Raw genomic sequence first — 22,505 nt, 5'->3', positions numbered from 1 at the left:
CTGAATACTTACCGTATAGAGATTGGCAATTTAAAAAACAGGGTGGAAAAGCTTAGTCAGTATCAAGATGTTTTAGATACTGAACATTATATTGCAGAGCGAAAAAGCCAGGTCGAGAGCTTTGTCGAAGCCACTAAAATTGAAGCAGAGTTTATGCTAGAAAAAATCAAGGCAGAGATTGAAAACACGCGGCTTTATCTGGAAAAGTTAGAAAAAAATAGCCGGCTTAACCTGGAAGCTGAAGCCAGAGAACGCTTGGGTGCTTTTTATAATCAAGCGGTTGAACAAGAGAACTTGGCAGCCATTTCGAAAGCCTTGGAAAACAAGATTCATGGGTATGGCATTCAGTATTTATATCCTGCACAAAAACTTTTGGAGCAATTGATTGAGGGCTATGATGAAATACATGCCGTGCAGCAGCTAAAAGATGTCCGTCGTAAAATCAAAAATGCCATTGCAGCAAATACTGTGGGCCAATGTGATTATGTCGAGGAAAATCGCAGAATTTCTGCTATCGCTTTGGTTACGCAGGTATTTAACAGTAAAGCTGACCTGTATTTATCGCAATTGGACCCTAACACTGTGGGAGAATTTACTCAGGCGCTGCAAGATGACTTTATTTTGATCAATCATTATGGAGTCGCGTTCAGTCATGCGCGAATTCATGAATCATTTTTAAAGTTACGCCTGGAAGAGTTTAAACTGGCCGCCCTGGTTTTAGCGTTCAAGGCACAGCAACAGGCTGAAAAAAGTGAATTACAGAAACAGAGGATTGTAGGCTAGAAAATTTTACCTGTTGAAAAATATAAAGTTATATAAAAATAGATTGCTCATCACTACGAGCACCGTGATTAATTCGATAAACTGAAACAAACTTGAGCTAATCTGTATTGCATGATATAGCTGGTATCTAATTACAATAAGGAAGCCCTCCATGACACGCGATTTTGAACAATTTCCAGATGATGAAAATGGTAATGTGCTTTGGCAAATGGCTGAAGATGGCGACGACCTGACTGAAGCGCATGAAATTGAATTTTCCATTGCTTTTCAGACTGAAGAACAGGCACAAAAATGTGCACTCTATCTGCTCAAAGAAGAACAAAAAATCAGTCTGTTTGAAGATGAAGAAGCCGATACGGTCGAGTGGATTATCACTATTTATGTGTATATGGAACCTGAATATTCAGATATTGTCGATCTGGAAGAATGGTTCACTAAAATTGCTACGCAATATGGGGGTGAATATGATGGCTGGGGTTGTATGGCTTATGTCTATGAAGATGAAAGCAACGATGAAGATTGGAATGACGAAATAAAAAGTTAATTCAAATTAGTGAATGGTATTTTAAAAATGGTGTCTAGCATTCATCAAGGCTAGCTAAAAATTGCTTGTGTTTAATGAGATACCATAAAGCCCTGACAGTGCAAACCGTTAGGGTTTTTTAATGCCGGATATTTGGTGAAGAATAAAAAAATAAGCAGCTTGAGCTGAAAGTAGCATGAGCAAAATAGGCATTACTTACAGTAACCCTATAGAATTTCAGCACATAAAATTTTAAATATAAGATTAAGGATCAAAATAATAAGGACATTAAGGTGAATGAGCAAAAAATGCTAAATTCAGAATCTTCATTACCTCCTGTAAATAGCCAAGATCCGACCCGGCATGTTTTACGTGTAATGGCGGGGTTTGTAATTGCTGCGCTGATTATTTTAGCCCTGTATTTTGGAAAAGATATTCTGATTCCTTTGGCGCTGTCGGTGCTGTTAGCATTTTTACTTGAGCCTTTAGTGTCACGCTTGAAAAAATGGGGCTTACCGCAACTGCCATCAATTGCACTTGTGGTGCTGTTTGCTGTAAGTGTCATCGGGGGCGCTGCAACTTATCTGGGCTATCAGCTGGGGAATTTAAGTCAGGAGTTACCGCAATATCAGGACACGATTAAACAAAAACTCAATTCGGTAAAAAGCTTTACTTCCGGGCCAAGTGTATGGGACGGTGCCATCAAAACCATTGATACGGTGGAAAGTTCAATAGAGGACGTAGCTCCAGTTGAAAAAACCGAGGGGGTGCAACAGGTACAAGTGATTGGGCAGGAACCCAGTACTACTGAAACGGCTATGGAGTGGGGTGCGAGAATCTTTCATCCCTTAGCCACAGGAGGTATTGTTTTTCTGTTTGTGGTGTTGATTTTACTCAGTCGCAAAGACTTGCATGACCGGTTGTTGAAATTGCTGGGCGGCAATTTAAATGTCGGTACAGATGCACTGGATGATGCAGCAGATCGGATTGGAACCTATTTGCGGATGCAGCTGCTGGTGAATGTCACTTTCGGCATTCCCATGGCCTTGGGCTTATGGCTGATTGGTGTGCCCGCTGCGATTATGTGGGGCATTGTCGCGATAGGAATGCGCTTTCTACCCTATGTCGGGCCCATGATCTCGGCCTTATTTCCCATTACCTTGGCATTTGCGGTTGATCCGGGCTGGAATATGGTGCTCTGGACCATTGGGCTCATTTTGTTACTCGAGCTGATTAGTAATAATGTGATAGAACCGTGGTTGTATGGTGAAAGTACCGGTCTTTCCACTTTGGCGATTATTCTTGCGGCAACATTCTGGACCACGCTATGGGGGCCTGCTGGATTGATTCTCTCGACTCCATTGACGGCATGTTTACTGGTATTGGCTCACTATATTCCAGCATTGGGGTTTATCAAAACCCTGATTGGCAGCGATCCGGCACTGACGCCACCAGAACGGTTTTATCAACGCTTGGTTGCCGACGAAGTAGAAGATGCTCTTGAGGTTGCACAGGATTATATTCAACAAAAATTGCCGAAAAAGCCCAGTGAAGAAGTCGTTATTCGTAAGGTAAATGCCTTTTATAACGATGTCGCCATCCCCGCCATGCGTTTGTTTTCACAAGGACATAATACCGAAGCAACTGCGGAGCACCGTTTAAGAATGCATCAAGGCTTGAAGTTGTTTAATCATGATTTCCAGCAAAAGTATCCGGCTCCGCAGACAGCTGATCCAGTGCAAGTGGTGTGCTTGGGCGCGCGTTGGGAAATTGATGGATTGGCATCTTCCATGTTGGCACATGGTTTAAGCTTAAGAAAAATTGCAGTGCAAAGCCATAATGAAGTCCTGATTCAATCCAAAATAGATGTGCTTGAATCCTTACCAGAACATACTCAGATACTTTGCATTTCCATATTTCATCGGCACCCTTTGGCACAAATCCGCTTGTTGAATCATCGCATCCGTAAACGTCTGCCGAATATTAAAATTATTTTTGCCACCTGGGGCAATCTCAGCGATGAATTACGGGACGAGATTCAAAACCGTTTTCAACCGGATGCAGTGGTCTCCACGGTAAATGAATTGATGTTGGGCATTGATGCGCTGATGCTACAACAAGGTCAAAACCCTGCACGTGAATTGCTTGCGGAAAATGAACCGGAACGCTTGGCGGCTTTGCATGAACTGCAATTGCTTCAACCTGAAACTTTACTGATTTATCAGCAGTATATTGAAGAAGCCTGTCAGGCATTTAACGTGAAATATGCGCAAATTTCCCTGGTGGATGAAACATGGGTGAATACCCCAGCCAGCCCGCTGGCAGATGAAAATCAAAATCCTATAGAGGCCGGAATTCCTCGCGAGGAATCCATTTGTACCCATTTAGTCCATCAAAATGAGGCCCTCATTATTGAGGATATAGACCGAGATCCGCGTTTTAAGCATAACCCGGAGTTAAACAGAAATAAAATCAAGTCGTATGCTGGTGTACCTTTACGCACTAAACAGGGTCTGGTCTTAGGTAGTTTCTGTATTCTGGATAAACAGGTCCGGCAGATGAGTGAAGATGATTTGGCGTTATTAAACCAGCTTGCAGATGATTTAATTCAAACACTGACGAGTGATAAGGCACAAACACAAAAGTTAGAGGAAATCGTCAAGTTGCAACAGGCCCAGGGTGAATCTCTTCACGATGTTTTGAGCTAAAAGCAACACTCATCCTCTTGGAAAATGAGTGTGATCTTCCGGCAAAGCATAAGCAGGAAACTTAGAAAGTTAAATAATTTTTCAATTTTTGACTTGCTCTATTTTTCACGTCAGGCGCCTTTCACGAGGTCCGCATGTCGTATTTACCAAAGACCCTCAAAGCGTTAACTAATAAATTAACTTGTAAAGCAAACTTCCTTGCTAGATTAGTACATAAATTTTAAAACATTTTATCCCTATTCAGAGAATGAAAAGGAGCACGGTATGCCAGTCAATACTTATGTGACTTATCGTCCAGAGGTAGAGCAAAAACAGGAAAATGAAGAAGAAGATATTGAATATATTGTAGAGCATATGGCGCAAACCAATAGCAAGGTTTTCGACAAGCATCGTCATGCGGTTCGCGATGCACATGCTAAATCTCACGGTTTTTTGAAAGGAATTTTGACTATTCCGGAAAACCTGCCAGATCACCTGGCTCAGGGGATTTTTGCCCATCCTGGTTATTATGACGTCATTGTACGTCTGTCTGCCGCTCCGGGAGATTTGCGCAGTGATAAAACCCCAGCGCCTCATGGTTTTGCCCTTAAAATCTTGAATGTACCGGGGGAGCGCTTATTGCCAGAAGATCCAAGTGATGGAAAAAATCAGGATTTCCTGATGGTCAATATTCCGGTGCTGGCTTTTGGGACAGTACGCAAATATATGCAAATGCTGCCTTTTATCACTGAAGCAGAAAGGGCGCCTGAACTGGTCATGCGTGGCCTGCGCGGGGTTATGTGTGGAGTGGATCATCTGGTTAATCGTGCGGGCTTGCCAGCATCTGCCACTTTAAAAGGTCTGGCACGTAGCCAGCATCATGTGCTGGGAGAAACCTATCACACTATGGCGGCTCTTCGTTATGGCAATTATATTGCCAAATTGAGTGTGGCACCTGAATCTGAATCGGTAAAGCAATTGACCGGTCTGCAAATGCAGATCCAGGATGATTCCAGCATACGTGATCTGGTACAGGATTTTTTCCGGCGTAATGCTGCCGATTATGTGATTCGTGCCCAGCTCTGTACTCATTTGGGCCGTATGCCTGTTGAAGATGCGGCCGTGTTGTGGGATGAAGAGGAGTCACCGCAGCAAGTCATTGGCACTTTACATTTTCCGCAGCAAAATACTTTTAGTCCGGCACGTCGGGTTTATTCAGATGACGTGCTGTCTTTTAATCCCTGGCATGGGGTAAAGGAACACCAGCCTTTGGGTTCTATCATGCGTGTACGTATGCAGGCCTATGAACGTTCTTCCTGTTTCCGGCACTGTATGAACACTCAGCCCCGTACAGAACCGAATCATATTGATGACATGCCGGATTAAATATCTAAAGCTGGATTTCAGATTTAGGCTAAACAAAACCTGCTTGAATGCAGCTGTTTTGGATCTATAATATTTTCGAATATGTATGGATTTTTGAAGAATAAGAATTTGAAAATCCTGATTTATATTGGGCTACCACCAGGCATGGTCATTGAGTAGCGGTAATACACTCTAATTTTAAAATAACAATAACATGAGGTCGCGACATGAGTGAAAGCAATACAGTAAAACTGCATCGGGTATTTAGTGCACCGCCAGAACGGGTATTTAAGGCATTTATTGATCCGGATGCTTTGGTCAAATGGATGGCGCCACATGGTTTTACTGCCAAGGTTCATCATCTGGATGCCAAAGTCGGTGGGACCTATAAAATGTCCTTTAGTAATTTTTCTACCCGGTCTAGCCACTCCTTTGGTGGCACTTATCATGAGATCATTCCAAACCAATTGTTGCGCTATTCCGACCAGTTTGATGATCCAAATTTACCCGGAAACATTGAAGTGACCATTCAATTAAAAGCAGTTTCCGTAGGAACAGAGCTGCACATTACCCAGTCCGGTATTCCAGACGTGATTCCTGTGGAAGCATGTTATCTGGGCTGGCAGGAATCCTTGCAACTGCTGAGTTTACTGGTTAGTCCGGAAATTCCAGATCAGTAGCCTTGAGATGAACATTCAAATCAAACGTGTCTATACAGAAGCTTTGCCTTCAGACGGCAAACGGATTTTGGTCGATCGGCTGTGGCCCAGAGGTATTAAATATAGACAGAGTTTCTACGGCAAATGCGGCAGATGACCCAGCAGGAAAAAATCAGCCTCATCACTGCGGCAAAAAGTGAAGACTATAACCATGTGATTGTACTCAAACAGGTTTTAGAAGAAAGCTAAAATTATCTGATGAGTAGTTTTATTCCATAATTTAAATAAGGTTTTAGCATTAGACTGGCTGCTAAAGTGTTATAGTAGAATTTTTGAGGTTTTTTATGTCTTTGCCAAATTGCCCCAAATGTAATTCAGAATATACTTATGCAGATGGCGATTTGCTGATTTGCCCGGAATGCGCGCATGAATGGAAAGAGGGGGAAGGCAGTACTGAGCAAACTGCGATGATTAAAGACGCAAATGGAAATGTGCTTGCTGATGGCGATACCGTTACCCTGATTAAGGATTTGAAAATTAAAGGTTCTTCTTCTGTGATTAAAGTAGGAACCAAGGCGAAGAACATTCGTTTATTAGCTGACTCAAGCGATGGTCATGATCTTGACTGTAAAGTTGATGGGTTTGGTGCAATGAAATTAAAATCTGAATTTGTGAAAAAAGCTTAATTCACGCCATTAACAGCCTCAAAGCTCTGGCAATATGCCGGAGCTTTTTTTATGAAGTAATGACTCCATGAATTATCATGTTGCTGGTTTTATCAGAAGCATGGTTGATTCAGCATTGAGAAATCTATTTTAGGATTGAGCCATCATCATGCTATAACCCCAGTCACTCATTTTAAAGAATTTTTGTTATGCCGCATATCCATCTTGAATATTCAGACAATCTAGAAAATTTTGCACCCAAACCCGTTTTGCTTGCCTTAAACCAGGCGCTGGTTGAGGGTGCTTATGTCGGAGCTGCGAATGAGCTAAAAAGCCGTGCCATTTGCCAGCATGATTTTGTCATTGGTTTAGCAGATGCTTCGCAGGCCTATGTGCATGCAAAAGTTTCTTTATTGAGCGGACGTAGTGTGGAATTACAGCAGCAAATTGCTCAAGTGATTCTGCACACACTCGAACGGCACATGCCTGCGCAAAGCCAAGTCAGTGTACAGATTTGTGTGGAAATATTAGAAATGCAGAAAGCCACTTATTCTAAGAAAATTATCTAAAAGCTGATAAAGGTCAAGAGCCTAAATTTTTATTTATCCTGTTGATATTTATTTGGATTTAATGAATTTAAGCCAAATTTAGCTGAGTAAGATCAGTTTTTATGGTATTTGGCTTAAAGATACTATTGATTACAAAATAACCACATTTGAAAACTGAAATTTATTTATATTTTATAAAAAAAGATTTGCTGAAAAACAAAAATAATGAAGTTCTTATAAATTAACAATAATAAAGGGGATTCAACATGGCCGGATGGTATGAAATCAGTCAAGTAGACGACGGACAGTATCGTTTTGTATTAAAAGCGCGAAATGGAGAAGTTATTCTCACCAGTGAATTATATAAGGCAAAAGCCTCTGTACACATTGGTATTGAATCGGTTCAGAGAAATAGCCTGAATGAGAGCCGTTATGAACGCTTAGAAGCCAAAAATGGTAAGCCTTATTTTAAATTAAAGGCGGTGAATCATCAGATTATTGGTATCAGCCAATTATATTCGAGCGATCAATCCCGTGAAAAAGGCATAGAGTCAGTGAGAAACAACGGCTCAACCACCAGAATTAAGGAACTGATTGCCTAGTCTGAATAGGTAAATGAAATAAAGCATGTAGTAATACATGCTTTATTTTTTGTAATAACGAAAAGTCTATAATTTATCTAAAATTAGTCCTGAATGAACTGATCTCAGGCTTCAATTGCTGACTGTTTTAAAAGCGCTTAGGAATTTTCTGGCCATTCGGTACAGGTGATTCTGCTTTTTTAAGTACCCCAAACAGCCAGGTTTCGGCATGGTTGACGGCCTGTTTTAGATCATCACCTTGCGCTAAACGGCCGGCAATGAAGCTTGCCAGTGAACAACCTGAACCGTGATATTCACCTTCAAGGCGAGGGCAGCGGGTTTCAGACACCAGTTCACCATTGATGAATAAAGCATTGCGGATATAGTCGGGAGTAGCTTCGTGTCCGCCTTTTACTAAAACGGCTTTGGCACCCATGGCAAAAAGCTGGGCTGTGGCCTGGTCGATATCTTTAATCCCGGTTAATGCACGAAGCTCTACCGTATTCGGCGTCAGCACAGTCGCAAGCGGAATCAGTTCGACAAAAGCTTTGACCAGTGTGGCTTGATCGCCCAAAGAACCGCCACTATTGGCTACCAGTACCGGATCCAGCACATATAAATATTCAGGATGTTCACGTAGAAATTCGGCTAAAGCGGCAATATTGTCCGTGGTTCCTAACATGCCGGATTTCACGCATTTAATCGGTAAATCTCCCACCACTGCATGCGCCTGAGCCAAGAGTAATTCTTTTGAAGTGGCTTCAAAGCCAAACACCTGTTGCGAGTTTTGAATGGTCAGGGCAGTACAGGCAATTGCCGCATGTGCACCACTTTGACCAATCGCTTCAATATCTGCCTGCAAGCCAGCTCCACCGGATGGATCTAAACCAGAAAAGCAAAGTACAGTAGGGCGCACAATGAAGTCCTTCATTCGTAAAATTTGCGTTAGTATAGGCAACTTTGAGCCAAGTCTCGATAGTATTTGTTAAGTAAAAATTTAAGTTGAAGGATCGGTTGGTGATTAAGAATATTTTGATTGATTTAGATGGCACATTAACTGATCCCAAAGTGGGGATTACCACTTCGGCACGTTACGGTTTGGCCAAAGTGGGGCATCCGATTGCCGATGATGTCAATATCGACTGGATTATTGGCCCACCCTTGCAGGCATCTTTGGCGAAAATTTTAAATGTTGCAGTGGATGATGTTCTGGCTGAACAGGCCCTGATGGGCTATCGCGAACGTTTTGCTGTGACGGGTTTATATGAAAATCATGTTTTTGAAGATGTAGCTGCAACTTTGCAAACCTTACAGCAAAAGGGTTTTCGTTTGTATTTGGCTACGGCAAAACCTCAAATCTATGCCAAACAGATTTTGGAACATTTTGATTTACTGCAATATTTTATATATGCCTATGGCAGTGAGCTGAATGGTGAGCGTACCAATAAAGCGGAGCTGATTGCCTATATTCTTGAAAAGGAAAAGTTAGATCCAGCTGAATGTGTGATGGTGGGTGATCGCGAGCATGATATTTTTGGCGCTCGCAGCAATGGTATAGACACGATTGCAGTGGACTATGGTTATGGTTCTGACGCAGAACTGACTCAGGCAAAACCTAAAGCACGGATAGCCAAATTTTCCGATCTGCTTCAATTTTTTTGATCACTCAATTCAAGCAAGTAGTTCCTTTAGTATCTCCCCTGAATCAAGCTTTTTGGACCGTTAACGCAAATCCAGATAAAAACTTTCCTTCACTTCTTCCATCACAATATAACTGTGTGAGGAAGCGGAGGAGGGAAGCTTTTTCAGCAGATCACCTAAAAGACGTCGATAGGCACTCATTTCTTTGAGGCGGGCTTTGACCAGATAATCAAACTCACCTGAAATCAGGTGACATTCCAGTACTTCAGGAATTTCCACCAAGTCACGTGCCACCTGATCGAACACATCGCCTGATTTGGCCGATAGTTTGATTTCTAAAAACACCAGCAAGTTGCGATCGACCAATTGCGGGTTCAGCCGCGCGTAATAACCCATGATGATGCCATCGCGTTCCAGACGTTTAACCCGCTCCGAACAGGGCGTGGTAGACAGGTTAACGCGAGACGCCAATTCGCTAATCGCAATCCGTCCATCGCGCTGCAAAATATCTAAAATCTGCTGATCTATACGGTCTAGTTTACGCATTATGATTTTCCTTTTTTTAGAATTTTTTCGCGACAAAACTATCAAATTACCTAGATTATAGTGCTTAAAACAGTGAAAAAAACTATCAATCAAAAAATATACTAGTGAAATAAACTAATATGCGTTAGGGATAAGCAATGCGTGTAATTGTCTTAGGTAGTGGTGTCATTGGCGTTGCAAGTGCGTATTACCTCGCACAACAGGGAGCAACCGTTACTGTCCTGGACCGTCAAGCGGGTCCAGCTGAAGAAACCAGTTTTGCCAATGCGGGTCAAGTTTCGCCGGGTTATTCGACCCCGTGGGCGGCGCCAGGTATTCCATTTAAAGCAGTCAAATGGATGTTCCAGCATCATGCACCGCTCGCCATCAATATGGATGGCAGCATGTGGCAATTACAGTGGATGGCGCAGATGCTCAAGAACTGCAATCCACACAGTTATGCAATTAATAAAGAGCGTATGACGCGGGTGGCGGAATATAGCCGTGACTGCCTCAGAGAGCTGCGTAAAGAGACTGGCATTCATTATGAAAACCGTTCTAAAGGCACTTTGCAAGTTTTTCGTAATGAAGCGCAACTAGACATGGTGCAACGTGACATTCAGGTGTTAAGAGAATGTGGTGTTGAGCATGAACTCTTGCTCAAAGATGATCTAGCCAAAGTGGAACCGGCTTTGGAATTTGCCACAGATAAATTGGTTGGTGGCCTGCATCTGCCAAATGATGAAACCGGCGACTGCTACTTATTTACCAATGCGCTGGCAAACTTGGCCAAAGAGCTCGGTGTAGAGTTTAAGTTCAACCAAAACGTCGAAAAACTGGTGGTTGAAGGCGATGACATCAAAGGTGTGGTGGTAAATGGACAAGTCCTCACCGCAGACCGTTATGTCCTGGCTTTTGGCAGTTATTCACGTGATTTCCTCAAACCGTTGCAGCTGAACCTGCCGGTTTATCCGGTGAAAGGCTATTCACTCACCATTCCAATTGTCGACCCTGCATTTGCACCGCAGTCTACGGTGCTGGATGAGACTTATAAGATTGCAATTACCCGTTTTGACCAGCGTATCCGCGTTGGAGGTATGGCTGAACTGAGTGGCTTTAATCATGGTCTGAATCAGGACCGCCGTGCAACTCTGGAAATGGTCACTAAGGATTTATTCCCGGGTGGAAACCTGGCAGAAGCAACCTTCTGGACCGGTTTGCGTCCAATGACGCCGGATTCTACCCCGATTATCGGCGCAACGCGTTTTAAAAACCTGTTCCTCAACACCGGTCACGGCACGCTGGGATGGACCATGGCCTGCGGTTCAGGCAAGCTCATCAGTGACCTGGTCATGAATCATCAACCGGATATCAGTACCGAAGGTCTATCGATCCAACGTTATCCTTCAGCTGCCTAAGACATATTCGGACATATAGATTCAAGGAAGAACAACATGCCACGTCCCATTACTGCAGTGATTCATAGCCAGTCACTGCAGCACAATTTAGATGTTGCCCGTACCAAAATGCCGAATAGCCAAGTCTATGCGGTGGTGAAAGCCAATGCCTATGGTCATGGTATTGAGCGCGTTTATCAAGCTTTCAAGTCTGCCGATGGTTTTGCACTGCTCGATTTGGCAGAGGCGAAACGCATTCGTGCCCTAGGCTGGAAAGGCCCCATCTTATTGCTTGAAGGCATTTTTTCCGAGCAAGACCTGTTTGACTGTGATGAGCTGAATTTGAGTTTCACTATCCATAGCCAATATCAGATTGAATGGTTGGCCCGATTCCCCAGAGCAGCGCAGTTTGATGTGTATTTAAAAATGAACAGTGGCATGAACCGTCTGGGTTTTGCGGCTGTTCATTACCGTGACATCTGGCAACAATTATCTCAACTGCCTAACATTAAAAGCATCACTCACATGATGCATTTCTCCGATGCAGACGGTGAGCGTTTAGGACGCGACGGCATTGAACATCAGTGTCAAATCTTCGATGCCATCACACAGGATTTACCGGGCGCGCGTTCCGTATGTAACAGTGCTGCCATTCTTCGCCATGCAGACTTAAATTCAGATGTGATCCGTAGCGGAATCATGTTGTACGGCAGTTCTCCCGATTTCCCTGCACATACGATTGATGACTGGAATTTGCAGCCTGCGATGAGTCTGCGCAGTGAAATCATTGCCGTGCAACAGCTTAAAGCGGGTGATAGTGTCGGTTATGGCTCGAGGTTTGTTGCCGAGCAGGAGATGCGTATTGGCATTGTGGCTTGCGGTTATGCCGATGGCTATCAGCGTCTGAGCAAAACCGGAACGCCAATCTTGGTCAATGGTCAGCGCAGTCATTTAGTCGGTCGCGTCAGTATGGATATGTTGGCGGTGGATTTAACGACTATTTCTGATGCGGGCGTGGGTAGTGAGGTGGTGCTCTGGGGGAAATCCTCCCAAGGGGCTGTACTCAGTATTGATGAGGTCGCAGCAGGTTCAGGCACCATTGGCTATGAGCTGATGTGTGCAGTCACGGCCAGAGTCAATTTTGTTCAAGATTAAGTTCTTGAAAATCAGATTATTTATTCAAATTATTGATACAAGGAAATGTATATGTCAGCTGACAACATTCAAAAATTCAACAGTAATGATGTCATGAGCGCTGTGACGGTATTTAATCAGGTGGTCTATCTTTCTGGACAGGTGCCGAAAAATACCGATAATGATGTGGCCGGTCAAACCCGTGAAATTTTAGCCACGATTGATGAACTGCTGGCTTTGGTTGGAACGGATAAATCCCGGCTGCTGTCTGCACAGCTTTATATTAAAAATCTCGCTGACTTTTCAACCGTCAATACCCTTTGGATTGACTGGATGAAAGGTTGTACTCCTCCTTCACGTGCCACCATTCAGGCAGATTTAGTCAATCCGGACTGGTTGATTGAAATTGCTGTGACGGCGGCACAGCCTTAATGTAAAAAATCTCCCCGTATGGCAGCAAAGCGGTTGCGACGGCTTTGTTGCCTAGCGTGTAAATGTCGCTGGTTGGGATGACTGGCAATGTAAAGCACATGGTTTACACGCAATCGTATGTTAAAAGGATGTTCAGTTATGACCACTACACCACGAGCAGACGATGTCCAGGCATCCTCGCATGAATTACAACGAAAACTGTCCAACCGTCACCTGCAACTCATTGCCATTGGTGGCGCGATTGGGACAGGCCTGTTTATGGGCTCAGGCAAAACTATCTCCCTGGCTGGGCCTTCAATTTTATTGATCTACATGATCATCGGTACCATGTTCTTTTTCCTGATGCGCGCATTAGGTGAAATTTTACTCTCTAACCTGCACTACAAATCCTTTATCGACATGGCGCATGACCTGATTGGTCCGGGTGCAGGCTACTATATCGGCTGGTCGTATTGGCTCGGCTGGGTGCTGGTCGGCATCGCAGACTTGGCTGCCATTATCAACTATCTTGGTTTCTGGCTGCCTGAAGGTATGGCTTTTACCCCATCAGGACAGGCCATGATCAGTGTGGCCTGCGTGTTGCTGGTGCTCGGGATTAATATGCTCGCTGTGCGTCTGTTCGGTGAAATTGAATTCTGGTTTGCCCTTATCAAGATTTTGGCCATTCTCGGGCTGATTGGTATTGGTGGCTTTATGGTGTTTAACCATTTTTATGCACCCAGTGGTTCGCTTGCCAGCTTTAGCAATGTCTGGTCACATGGCGGCATGTTCCCGCAAGGCGGCAGCGGATTCCTGGCCGGTTTTCAGATTGCCTTGTTCGCTTTTGTGGGCGTGGAACTGATTGGAACCATGGCGGCAGAAACCCAGGACCCTGAAAAAAACCTGCCTAAAGCAATCAACGCCATTCCAACCCGGATTATTTTGTTCTATGTCTTGTCGCTGTTCATCGTAATGTCGGTGACCCCGTGGAACCAGATTCCTGCGGATCAAAGTCCGTTTGTGTCGCTGTTCATGCATGCAGGCATTGGGGCAGCAGCCATTATCATGAATCTGGTGGTGCTGTCTTCGGTCATGTCTTCCATGAACAGTGGCGTGTTTTCAACATCGCGCATGCTGTTCGGTTTGGCGCGAGAAGGCCAAGCACCGCAAAAGCTGGCGCAGTTGTCTAAGCGTGCCGTGCCTGCAAAAGGCTTATTGTTCTCTTGTGCCTTTATTATGGCGGGCGCCGCGCTGCAATACTTTGTACCGAATACGGTTGAAGCCTTTACTTTAGCAAGTTCGCTGTGCGTGATTTTGTTTATCAGTATCTGGAGCATCATTATGGTGTGCTATATCCGTTACCGTAAACTGCGTCCGGAGCTGCATGCCAAGTCAACCTTTAAAATGCCGGGCGGAATCTGGATGTCTTATGTGGTACTGGTATTCTTGTTCTTTACTTTGATTATTTTAAGTCTGGAAGCCGATACCTTACGTGCCCTAATGATCAGTCCGATTTGGCTGATTATTTTGGCAGTCACCTATCAGCTGCTGTATAAACCACGGATGCATAAACGCAACAAGGAAATACTGAAACGCAATCAGGAAATGTTGAACTAAGTTTCTCTCAGATATAGTTTCTTTAAGATATAAAAAGCCTTCGATTTAGTAATACTGATCAGTTAAGGAGTTTAGAAATAAACTCTTTAATTTTTTAATAATTTATGGCGGAGTCTTACCTTTTAAAATCAAACCCTTGTAGCTCATTTGTTACTTTGGTTTCGCCCAAAGTAACCAAAGGCATTTGTCATCCGCAAAATTCGTCAGCCTCTATCAACTAGAAAATTTGTCGCAGAAACAATCATTTTTTAATGTAGTCCGGCCTCAAACAGTTGCGGATGACTTTTCCACATATCAACTACAGTCATGAATTTAAAAAAGAAAATGCCAGTCAATTTCTTAACTGACTGGCATTACTTAGATTGAGGGCTTTTTTTTGATGCTTAGAACATGGGTTTAACCACCACCAAGATCACCACTGCGAATAAAATGAGCGTTGGCATTTCATTAAAGAAGCGCCAGAATTTGTGTGACTTATAATGCGGGTTATCGATCAGTTTCTTACGGTAATAACCACAGACAAAGTGGTAAATCACCAATAAGCCCACCAATCCGACTTTCAGGTAAAACCAGAGTGCGTCATGATAGTGCCGGGTGGCATCACCCCAATCCACCAGGAAGTGTGCCGTAATCAGCGTTGCCACCATCGCTGGCCACATGATGCCGCGGTACAATTTACGCTCCATAATCTGGAAGCGTTGGTGACTTACCGCATCTTCACTCATGGCATGGTAAACATATAAACGTGGCAGGTAGAACAAAGCGGCGAACCAGCAAACTACAGCAATAATATGTAATGCTTTTACCCACAAGAAAGCATCAGAAGGAGCATCCATCTATTCACCCTTTTAAGGGCAGTGTGGCAGAAGTTGATCATCCATGATTGAATGATCAACATTTCTTAGCTTAGCCTTCCCATTTTTTGAAAACGAGACAGGCATTTACACCGCCAAAACCGAAACTGTTACTCATCACAGTATTCAATTTTGCGTCACGTTTTTCAAGTACGATATCAAACGGTTTTGCACCTTCATCTAGTTCAGTCACGTTGATGTTTGGTGCAATAAAGTCATTTTGCATCATCAGAACCGAATAAATCGCTTCCTGTACACCGGCAGCACCCAGGCTGTGACCGGTCATTGACTTGGTCGAGCTCAATGGAGGCACCTGACCTTCACCAAATGCACGTTCCATGGCTTTCAATTCTGTGATGTCACCAGCAGGAGTCGATGTACCATGTGTGTTTACATAATCAATTTTATTTACACCGTGTTGTTTGGCTTCTTCTAAAGCCATCAGTACACAGCGTGTTGCACCTTCACCGCTTGGTGCAACCATATCAGCACCATCCGAGTTAGCTGCGTAGCCGACAACTTCAGCAAGAATTTTGGCACCACGGGCTTGTGCGTGTTCAAGTGATTCAAGCACCACGAAACCACCACCACCGGCAATCACGAAACCATCACGATCGGCAGAATAAGGGCGAGATGCTGTTTCAGGACTGTCGTTATATTTAGAGCAAAGCGCGCCCATAGCATCAAACAACAAGCTTTGTGACCAGTGATCTTCCTCACCGCCGCCAGCCAGCATTAAATCCTGTTTACCCATTTGAATCAGGTTGTAGGCATAACCAATGGCATCGGCAGAAGTGGCACATGCACTGGTAATGGAGTGTGCAACGCCTTGTAATTTAAATGCTACACCTACGTTTGCAGTAATGGTGTTGGTCATGTTACGCGGTACAAAGAAAGGACCCACTTTACGTGCACCTTTGGTTTGCAATAATTCGTTCATTTCAATGACAGAGGCAGTTGAACCACCACCTGAACCACCGGTAATACCGTAACGTGGGTTGCCGGCTAAATCTTCAACGCTTAAACCTGCGTGTTCTACCGCAGCAAGTGCCGAGTTGTAGGCATACATGGCACAAACGCCCATGAAGCGTTTTAATTTGCGGTCAATGTTGTCAAAATCTTGTTCAGCTGCTGCACTGACATGGCTCTTAAAGTTTAATTCTGCATAAGTCGGGTTAAAACGTGTTCCAGAAATCCCGTTTTGTAAAGAATGAGTGACATCTTCTAAAGAGTTACCAATGCATGAGTTGATACCCATGCCAGTGATTACAACACGTTTCATCTACAGATCCCTTATATGGTGATATTTTGAGTAAAAGCCGCTGATTCAGGGAGAAAAGTAAAAACCTCAATCCAACGTATTACCCAGGTTTTTCAGTTGCATTCATCATAGCAGAAAGGTTTTTGAATTCTTATGGCAAATATTATGCCTATTTCGACTGTATGTATCTGTAATGTTTAAACGGAACAATTAACTAAAAGATACACAATCATATTGAGATAAACTTAGACTATACCTAGTATTTATCAATAATTGTAAGAATAGAAGACGAGGGTAAAAGAATGGCGGATACCAATAATAAACATTCAGGTGGATTCATCTCAAATGCTTTGGGAGTGGCTAAAAAGATCAGTGCAACAGGAATGAATGCCCTGAGTCATGCGGCTACCGAGCGTACTGGCAAGGCTTCCGGGGCCTTGAAGAATGGTCATGTTGTCGAAGGAAGTGCCCGTTCTCCAAGCGTATTTGAAGCCAGGAAATATGATAATCCACAACAAATGATACGTGAGTATTTGCCCAATGTATCCAGACAATTGCTGGGTCGTCAGTATAATAAGGTCAATCGTGTGGCGCAGTTTGTTTCACCGGATTTTTCAGACAAATTATCAGACTATTTCTTTGAACATTTAAATCAGTTCACTTCAAATCTGAGTTCTGTAGATGCTGTGTTGGATCAGGCTGGAGCAAAAGATTTACAGGAACTGACCCAAGACGTGGATCGTTCTAAGCGGGTAAGTCAGGCATTGGCAGAACAGAACAAGTGGATCGCTTCTATACAGGGCGCGGTCACAGGCGCTACAGGTGTGCTCGGTTCAGCGATTGATGTGCCTTTGTCATTGATTATGTCTTTACGCACGATTTATCAGGTAGGACGTGCCTATGGCTTTGAGCTGAATAAAGATACGGAACACGATATTGTTCAGTTTGTATTTAAACAAATTGACTTGAGTCAGATTGCTGAAAAACAGAGTGTATTGATGGCGCTAAAAATGGTGTCGAATATGCTGCAAAGCAATGATACCGCGCAATTACAAAACCTGCTGGGTTCCAGTAATAATGCGGAGCCACTCAAAAAATGGCTGGTCAATGAAAATGGTGAAATGAAATGGCACTGGTTAAATCATCTGCCTAAAGTTTCATTGATCAGTAAGTTAACTCCAGTTGCAGGAGCGGGTATAAGTGCAGCCTATAGCTGGAAAATGGTGGAAGAGGTCAACCAGAAAGCGCAGCAAATATTTTCTAATGCCAGAAGCTATTTGCAACAGCATGAAGGAGTGGATTTATCTCCTGTCGCAGCTTATGAGAAATCCATGGAATTGTTGGCACAGGCAACGCCAAAATTATTAAATCCTTTTACTAAAAGTGAACTAAATCCAGGTGAGCTCAAACTTGATCAGGACATTCCGGTGGAAGGAAATGAGGCTATTGCCAAAGTCACCATTAAAAAGAAAGCCGATGATGTAAGCCTAGATGACGAGCGCAAAGATCAGCGAGTAGAACAAGGACTGGAGGATTTGGCTGAACAAATGGTAGAGCCGCATGCACAGGTTGAACCGCAAAAACCCGCTATACCGGTAGATGAGTCGGAAATAGACGAAGATAGCCAGGCAGATACTGAAGGAGTGAATACTGCAACTGAGCAACTTGCTGCTGCAGAATCTGAACAGAATGAAGCACCTAAGCCAACGAAGAAAAAAGTTACAAAATAGAGTGCATAAAAGTCTGGAATTGAGTCTTTAAAAAAGCGTCTACTGACCAATATATAGCTGAGTGGTCAATATTTGACATAGTCTCGAATATTGACCATTTTTCTATCTTAGCTTACAATTGTGTGCCCTCAAAAAGTGGTATTTTTTTGAGGCTTTTTATTAACGGGAGAATTGCCAAATGGCAACAACAAATCAGTTGATCCGTAAGGGTCGTACGACTTTGATTGAAAAATCAAAAGTTCCTGCGTTGAAGGCTTGTCCACAACGTCGTGGTGTTTGTACACGTGTTTACACAACTACACCTAAAAAACCTAACTCAGCAATGCGTAAAGTTTGCCGTGTTCGCTTAACTTCTGGTTTTGAAGTATCAAGCTATATCGGTGGTGAAGGCCATAACCTACAAGAGCACAGTGTTGTGCTTATCCGTGGTGGTCGTGTTAAAGACTTACCAGGTGTACGTTACCATACCGTTCGTGGTTCTTTAGACTGCGCTGGTGTTAAAGATCGTAACCAGTCACGTTCTAAATATGGTACTAAACGTCCTAAGAAATAATCTTTTCAGATTAGCTTCTTAAGAACGTAGAACCGCAATCCTTTATCGTCTCGCTTGTCTGATTTCTGCATTTAATTTTGTGAAATTCAAGCGACGTGTAGTAAGGCCAGCGAACAGTACATGACACTTTGTACTCATGCTGGATAAACCTGAAGTGTCATATTTATAGGTGTATTAAAATGCCAAGACGTCGCGTAGTCGCTGCCCGTGAAATCCTTCCGGATCCTAAGTTCGGCAGCCAAACAATCGCTAAATTCATGAACCACGTAATGCAAGATGGTAAAAAATCTATTGCTGAAAGTATCGTTTACGGTGCTTTAGACCGCGTTCAAGAAAAATCTAAAGTAGACCCAGTTGAATTTTTCGAGACTACTCTTGAAAAAGTTCGTCCTATGGTCGAAGTTAAAGCACGCCGTGTTGGTGGTGCTACTTATCAAGTGCCTATGGAAGTACGCCCATCCCGTCGTACTGCCCTAGCTATGCGCTGGTTAGTAGACGCTGCTGCTAAGCGTTCTGAAAAAACAATGGCTTTACGTCTTGCTGGCGAGTTGCTTGATGCAGCTGAAGGTAAGGGTTCAGCGATTAAAAAACGTGAAGATGTGCACCGTATGGCTGAAGCCAACAAAGCCTTCTCTCACTACCGTTTCTAAGCGGATAAAACAGCCCCTATTCAGGAGGGTGGTAAATCAGTTTCTACTGAATTGTCATCGAATCGCTTTAAGCTGTTCTGCAGCTTAAAGCGTCCTGTTTTAAACTACAAAATTTAGGAATGCAAGAAATCATGGCTCGTCAAACCCCAATTTCTCGTTACCGTAATATTGGTATTTCAGCTCACATCGATGCTGGTAAAACCACGACTACTGAACGTATTTTGTTCTACACAGGTGTATCTCACAAAATTGGTGAAGTACATGATGGTGCAGCAACAATGGACTGGATGGAACAAGAGCAAGAGCGCGGTATTACCATTACTTCTGCTGCTACAACTTGTTTCTGGTCTGGTATGGGTAAACAATTCCCAGAACACCGTATTAACGTAATTGACACCCCGGGACACGTAGACTTCACAATCGAAGTTGAACGTTCTATGCGTGTTCTTGACGGTGCGTGTATGGTTTACTGTGCTGTAGGTGGTGTACAACCTCAGTCTGAAACTGTATGGCGTCAAGCTAACAAATACCAAGTGCCTCGTTTGGCATTCGTGAACAAGATGGACCGTACTGGTGCCAACTTCTTCCGTGTTGTTGAACAAATGAAAACCCGTTTGGGCGCACACCCTGTACCTGTAGTGATTCCTGTTGGCGCTGAAGAAAACTTCACCGGCGTTATCGATTTGATCGAAATGAAAGCGATCATCTGGGATGAAGCTTCTCAAGGTATGCAATTCGAATACGGTGAAATTCCTGCTGAACTTCAAGAAACTGCTGAAGAATGGCGCACCAACATGGTGGAAGCTGCGGCTGAAGCTTCTGAAGAGTTGATGGATGAATACCTGAACAATGGCGATTTGACTAAAGAACAAATCGTTGCAGGTCTTCGTGCTCAAACTTTGGCTTGTGAAATTCAACCAATGCTTTGTGGTACAGCGTTCAAAAACAAAGGTGTTCAACGTATGTTGGATGCTGTAATTGAATTCTTGCCATCACCAACTGAAGTTAAAGCAATCGAAGGTATCCTTGACGATAAAGCTGAAACTAAAGCTGTTCGTGAAGCATCTGACGAAGCTCCGTTCTCTGCGTTAGCGTTCAAAATCATGAATGACAAATTCGTAGGTAACTTGACTTTCGTACGTGTTTATTCTGGTGTGCTTAAACAAGGCGACCCAGTATATAACCCAGTGAAATCTAAACGTGAACGTATCGGCCGTATCGTGCAAATGCACGCAAACGATCGTCAAGACGTTGAAGAAATCCGCGCTGGTGATATCGCTGCATGTGTAGGTCTTAAAGACGTTACCACTGGTGATACTCTTTGTGATGAGAAAAACATCATCACTCTAGAGCGTATGGAATTCCCTGAGCCAGTAATTTCTTTAGCTGTAGAGCCTAAGACTAAAGCTGACCAAGAAAAAATGTCTATCGCTTTAGGTCGTTTGGCTAAAGAAGATCCATCGTTCCGTGTTCGCACAGACGAAGAATCTGGTCAAACAATTATTGCCGGTATGGGTGAGCTTCACCTTGACATTCTTGTTGACCGTATGAAACGTGAATTCAACGTTGAAGCAAACATTGGTAAACCAATGGTAGCTTACCGCGAAACAATCAAAAAGACTGTTGAGCAAGAAGGTAAATTCGTACGTCAAACTGGTGGTAAAGGTAAATTCGGTCACGTATATGTACGTTTAGAACCGATGGATACTGACGCTGGTAAAGAATACGAATTCGCTGAAGAAGTTGTAGGTGGTGTAGTACCTAAAGAATTCTTCGGTGCAGTTGACAAAGGTATTCAAGAACGTATGAAGAATGGTGTCTTGGCTGGTTACCCAGTTGTGGGCATTAAAGCTACATTGTTCGACGGTTCTTACCACGATGTCGATTCTGACGAATTATCGTTCAAAATGGCAGGTTCTTATGCCTTCCGTGACGGTTTCATGAAAGCGGATCCTATCCTTCTTGAACCTATCATGAAAGTTGAAGTAGAAACTCCAGAAGACTACATGGGCGATATCATGGGTGACTTAAACCGTCGTCGTGGTATGGTTCAAGGTATGGACGATTTACCTGGTGGTACTAAAGCAATCCGTGCTGAAGTTCCATTGGCTGAGATGTTTGGTTACGCGACTCAAATGCGTTCTATGTCTCAAGGTCGTGCGACTTACTCTATGGAATTTGCTAAATATGCAGAGACTCCACGTAACGTGGCTGAAGGCATCATTTCTAAGTTCCAGTCTGGTGGTAAAAAAGGTGACGACGAGTAATCTTTCGATTACTATAAGCCCAAACTAATTCATAGTTAAAAACCAAAATCACTTATGGAGCTAACCCTCCATAAGTAGTTTAATAAGGAAGATCTCATGGCTAAGGCTAAGTTCGAACGTAACAAACCACACGTTAACGTGGGTACAATTGGTCACGTCGACCATGGTAAAACAACTTTAACTGCTGCGATTGCAACTATTTGTGCAAAAACTTACGGCGGTGAAGCGAAAGATTACGCAGCAATTGACTCTGCACCAGAAGAAAAAGCACGTGGTATTACAATTAATACTTCACACGTAGAATACGATTCTCCAACTCGTCACTACGCTCACGTAGACTGCCCGGGACACGCCGATTATGTTAAAAACATGATCACTGGTGCTGCTCAGATGGACGGTGCAATCCTTGTATGTGCTGCGACTGACGGTCCTATGCCACAAACTCGTGAACACATCCTTTTGTCTCGCCAAGTAGGTGTACCTTACATCCTTGTGTTCTTGAACAAATGTGACCTTGTAGACGACGAAGAATTGCTTGAATTGGTAGAAATGGAAGTTCGTGAACTTCTTTCTACTTATGACTTCCCAGGTGATGACACTCCAATCATCCGTGGTTCAGCTCTTGCTGCGCTAAATGGTGACCAAGGTCAATAT

The 22,505-nt window shown here is 43.4% G+C and carries 22 protein-coding genes and 1 pseudogene; 19 read left to right on the top strand and 4 right to left on the bottom strand.

Features of this window, described 5'->3' with window-relative positions:
- The 9 genes and pseudogenes from B4C48_RS11480 to B4C48_RS11440 all read left to right on the top strand — a co-directional run.
- Window positions 1-783, top strand: a 783-nt coding sequence (locus B4C48_RS11480) for a DUF4041 domain-containing protein (RefSeq protein WP_291356606.1), incomplete at its 5' end; no start/stop codon positions are given.
- A 151-nt stretch (window positions 784-934) separates the two neighbouring features.
- Entirely contained in the window at window positions 935-1,327 is a 393-nt protein-coding gene (locus tag B4C48_RS11475) for a ribonuclease E inhibitor RraB (protein ID WP_291356604.1), read from the top strand.
- A 287-nt stretch (window positions 1,328-1,614) separates the two neighbouring features.
- The gene (locus B4C48_RS11470; RefSeq protein WP_349678583.1) at window positions 1,615-4,014 is read left to right on the top strand and encodes an AI-2E family transporter; all 2,400 of its coding nucleotides are present in this window, start codon (window positions 1,615-1,617) and stop codon (window positions 4,012-4,014) included.
- 264 nt (window positions 4,015-4,278) lie between these two features.
- Entirely contained in the window at window positions 4,279-5,379 is a 1,101-nt protein-coding gene (locus tag B4C48_RS11465) for a catalase family protein (protein WP_291356600.1), read from the top strand.
- Window positions 5,380-5,585: 206 nt separating this feature from the next.
- Window positions 5,586-6,038: an SRPBCC family protein gene (locus B4C48_RS11460; RefSeq protein ID WP_291356598.1), complete on the top strand. Its 453-nt coding sequence runs from the start codon at window positions 5,586-5,588 to the stop codon at window positions 6,036-6,038.
- 7 nt (window positions 6,039-6,045) lie between these two features.
- A pseudogene (locus tag B4C48_RS11455) lies at window positions 6,046-6,135 on the top strand (DUF488 family protein); the annotation flags it as partial.
- A 226-nt stretch (window positions 6,136-6,361) separates the two neighbouring features.
- Window positions 6,362-6,703, top strand: a complete 342-nt coding sequence (locus B4C48_RS11450) for a zinc ribbon domain-containing protein YjdM (protein ID WP_291356596.1) — start codon at window positions 6,362-6,364, stop codon at window positions 6,701-6,703.
- 188 nt (window positions 6,704-6,891) lie between these two features.
- The gene (locus B4C48_RS11445) at window positions 6,892-7,251 is read left to right on the top strand and encodes a 5-carboxymethyl-2-hydroxymuconate Delta-isomerase (protein WP_291356594.1); all 360 of its coding nucleotides are present in this window, start codon (window positions 6,892-6,894) and stop codon (window positions 7,249-7,251) included.
- Between the two features lie 245 nt (window positions 7,252-7,496).
- A complete protein-coding gene (locus B4C48_RS11440; RefSeq protein WP_291356592.1) occupies window positions 7,497-7,832 on the top strand; it encodes a YegP family protein in 336 nt (111 codons plus the stop codon).
- A 127-nt stretch (window positions 7,833-7,959) separates the two neighbouring features.
- Here B4C48_RS11440 and B4C48_RS11435 read toward each other — a convergent pair whose 3' ends face one another.
- Window positions 7,960-8,727 (bottom strand): hydroxymethylpyrimidine/phosphomethylpyrimidine kinase, encoded by a 768-nt coding sequence (locus B4C48_RS11435; protein ID WP_291356590.1) that lies wholly within the window; start codon window positions 8,725-8,727, stop codon window positions 7,960-7,962.
- A gap of 101 nt (window positions 8,728-8,828) precedes the next feature.
- Between B4C48_RS11435 and B4C48_RS11430 the strand changes: the two genes are divergently transcribed.
- On the top strand, window positions 8,829-9,473 hold the full coding sequence (locus B4C48_RS11430) for an HAD-IA family hydrolase (protein ID WP_291356588.1): 645 nt from the start codon (window positions 8,829-8,831) through the stop codon (window positions 9,471-9,473).
- Between the two features lie 60 nt (window positions 9,474-9,533).
- On the opposite strand, the gene B4C48_RS11425 is transcribed toward B4C48_RS11430, so the two are convergent.
- Entirely contained in the window at window positions 9,534-9,998 is a 465-nt protein-coding gene (locus B4C48_RS11425) for an Lrp/AsnC ligand binding domain-containing protein (protein ID WP_086197651.1), read from the bottom strand.
- Window positions 9,999-10,135: 137 nt separating this feature from the next.
- Here B4C48_RS11425 and B4C48_RS11420 point away from each other — a divergent pair, with 137 nt between their 5' ends.
- The 4 genes from B4C48_RS11420 (at window position 10,136) to B4C48_RS11405 (ending at window position 14,536) form a co-directional block, all read left to right on the top strand.
- Entirely contained in the window at window positions 10,136-11,395 is a 1,260-nt protein-coding gene (locus B4C48_RS11420) for a D-amino acid dehydrogenase (RefSeq protein ID WP_291356585.1), read from the top strand.
- A 36-nt stretch (window positions 11,396-11,431) separates the two neighbouring features.
- Entirely contained in the window at window positions 11,432-12,529 is a 1,098-nt protein-coding gene (gene alr / locus B4C48_RS11415; RefSeq protein ID WP_291356583.1) for an alanine racemase, read from the top strand.
- Between the two features lie 51 nt (window positions 12,530-12,580).
- Complete coding sequence (locus tag B4C48_RS11410; protein ID WP_291356581.1) at window positions 12,581-12,940, top strand: RidA family protein; 360 nt, start codon at window positions 12,581-12,583, stop codon at window positions 12,938-12,940.
- A 138-nt stretch (window positions 12,941-13,078) separates the two neighbouring features.
- Window positions 13,079-14,536 (top strand): amino acid permease, encoded by a 1,458-nt coding sequence (locus B4C48_RS11405; protein ID WP_291356579.1) that lies wholly within the window; start codon window positions 13,079-13,081, stop codon window positions 14,534-14,536.
- 383 nt (window positions 14,537-14,919) lie between these two features.
- On the opposite strand, the gene hemJ is transcribed toward B4C48_RS11405, so the two are convergent.
- Together hemJ and B4C48_RS11395 are read right to left on the bottom strand one after the other, a co-directional pair.
- Complete coding sequence (hemJ, locus tag B4C48_RS11400; RefSeq protein WP_291356577.1) at window positions 14,920-15,372, bottom strand: protoporphyrinogen oxidase HemJ; 453 nt, start codon at window positions 15,370-15,372, stop codon at window positions 14,920-14,922.
- A 70-nt stretch (window positions 15,373-15,442) separates the two neighbouring features.
- Window positions 15,443-16,672, bottom strand: coding sequence for a beta-ketoacyl synthase N-terminal-like domain-containing protein (locus B4C48_RS11395; RefSeq protein WP_291356575.1), 1,230 nt, complete (start codon window positions 16,670-16,672; stop codon window positions 15,443-15,445).
- A gap of 281 nt (window positions 16,673-16,953) precedes the next feature.
- On the opposite strand from B4C48_RS11395, the gene B4C48_RS11390 reads away from it, so the two are divergent.
- The 5 genes from B4C48_RS11390 to B4C48_RS11370 form a co-directional block, all read left to right on the top strand.
- A complete protein-coding gene (locus B4C48_RS11390) occupies window positions 16,954-18,381 on the top strand; it encodes an EcsC family protein (RefSeq protein WP_291356573.1) in 1,428 nt (475 codons plus the stop codon).
- Window positions 18,382-18,559: 178 nt separating this feature from the next.
- On the top strand, window positions 18,560-18,934 hold the full coding sequence (gene rpsL / locus B4C48_RS11385) for a 30S ribosomal protein S12 (RefSeq protein ID WP_004648013.1): 375 nt from the start codon (window positions 18,560-18,562) through the stop codon (window positions 18,932-18,934).
- Between the two features lie 179 nt (window positions 18,935-19,113).
- Window positions 19,114-19,584, top strand: coding sequence for a 30S ribosomal protein S7 (rpsG, locus tag B4C48_RS11380; RefSeq protein ID WP_004648014.1), 471 nt, complete (start codon window positions 19,114-19,116; stop codon window positions 19,582-19,584).
- A gap of 131 nt (window positions 19,585-19,715) precedes the next feature.
- Window positions 19,716-21,851 (top strand): elongation factor G, encoded by a 2,136-nt coding sequence (fusA, locus tag B4C48_RS11375; RefSeq protein ID WP_291356570.1) that lies wholly within the window; start codon window positions 19,716-19,718, stop codon window positions 21,849-21,851.
- Window positions 21,852-21,947: 96 nt separating this feature from the next.
- A partial coding sequence (locus B4C48_RS11370) for a GTP-binding protein (protein ID WP_291353992.1) occupies window positions 21,948-22,505 on the top strand: 558 nt, incomplete at its 3' end.

The sequence above is a fragment of the Acinetobacter sp. UBA3106 genome (assembly GCA_002365595.1).
In the GTDB taxonomy this organism is placed as follows: Bacteria; Pseudomonadota; Gammaproteobacteria; order Pseudomonadales; family Moraxellaceae; genus Acinetobacter.
The sequence above is the reverse complement of the archived record's forward strand: the minus strand, read 5'-3'. Positions and strand labels throughout refer to the sequence as shown.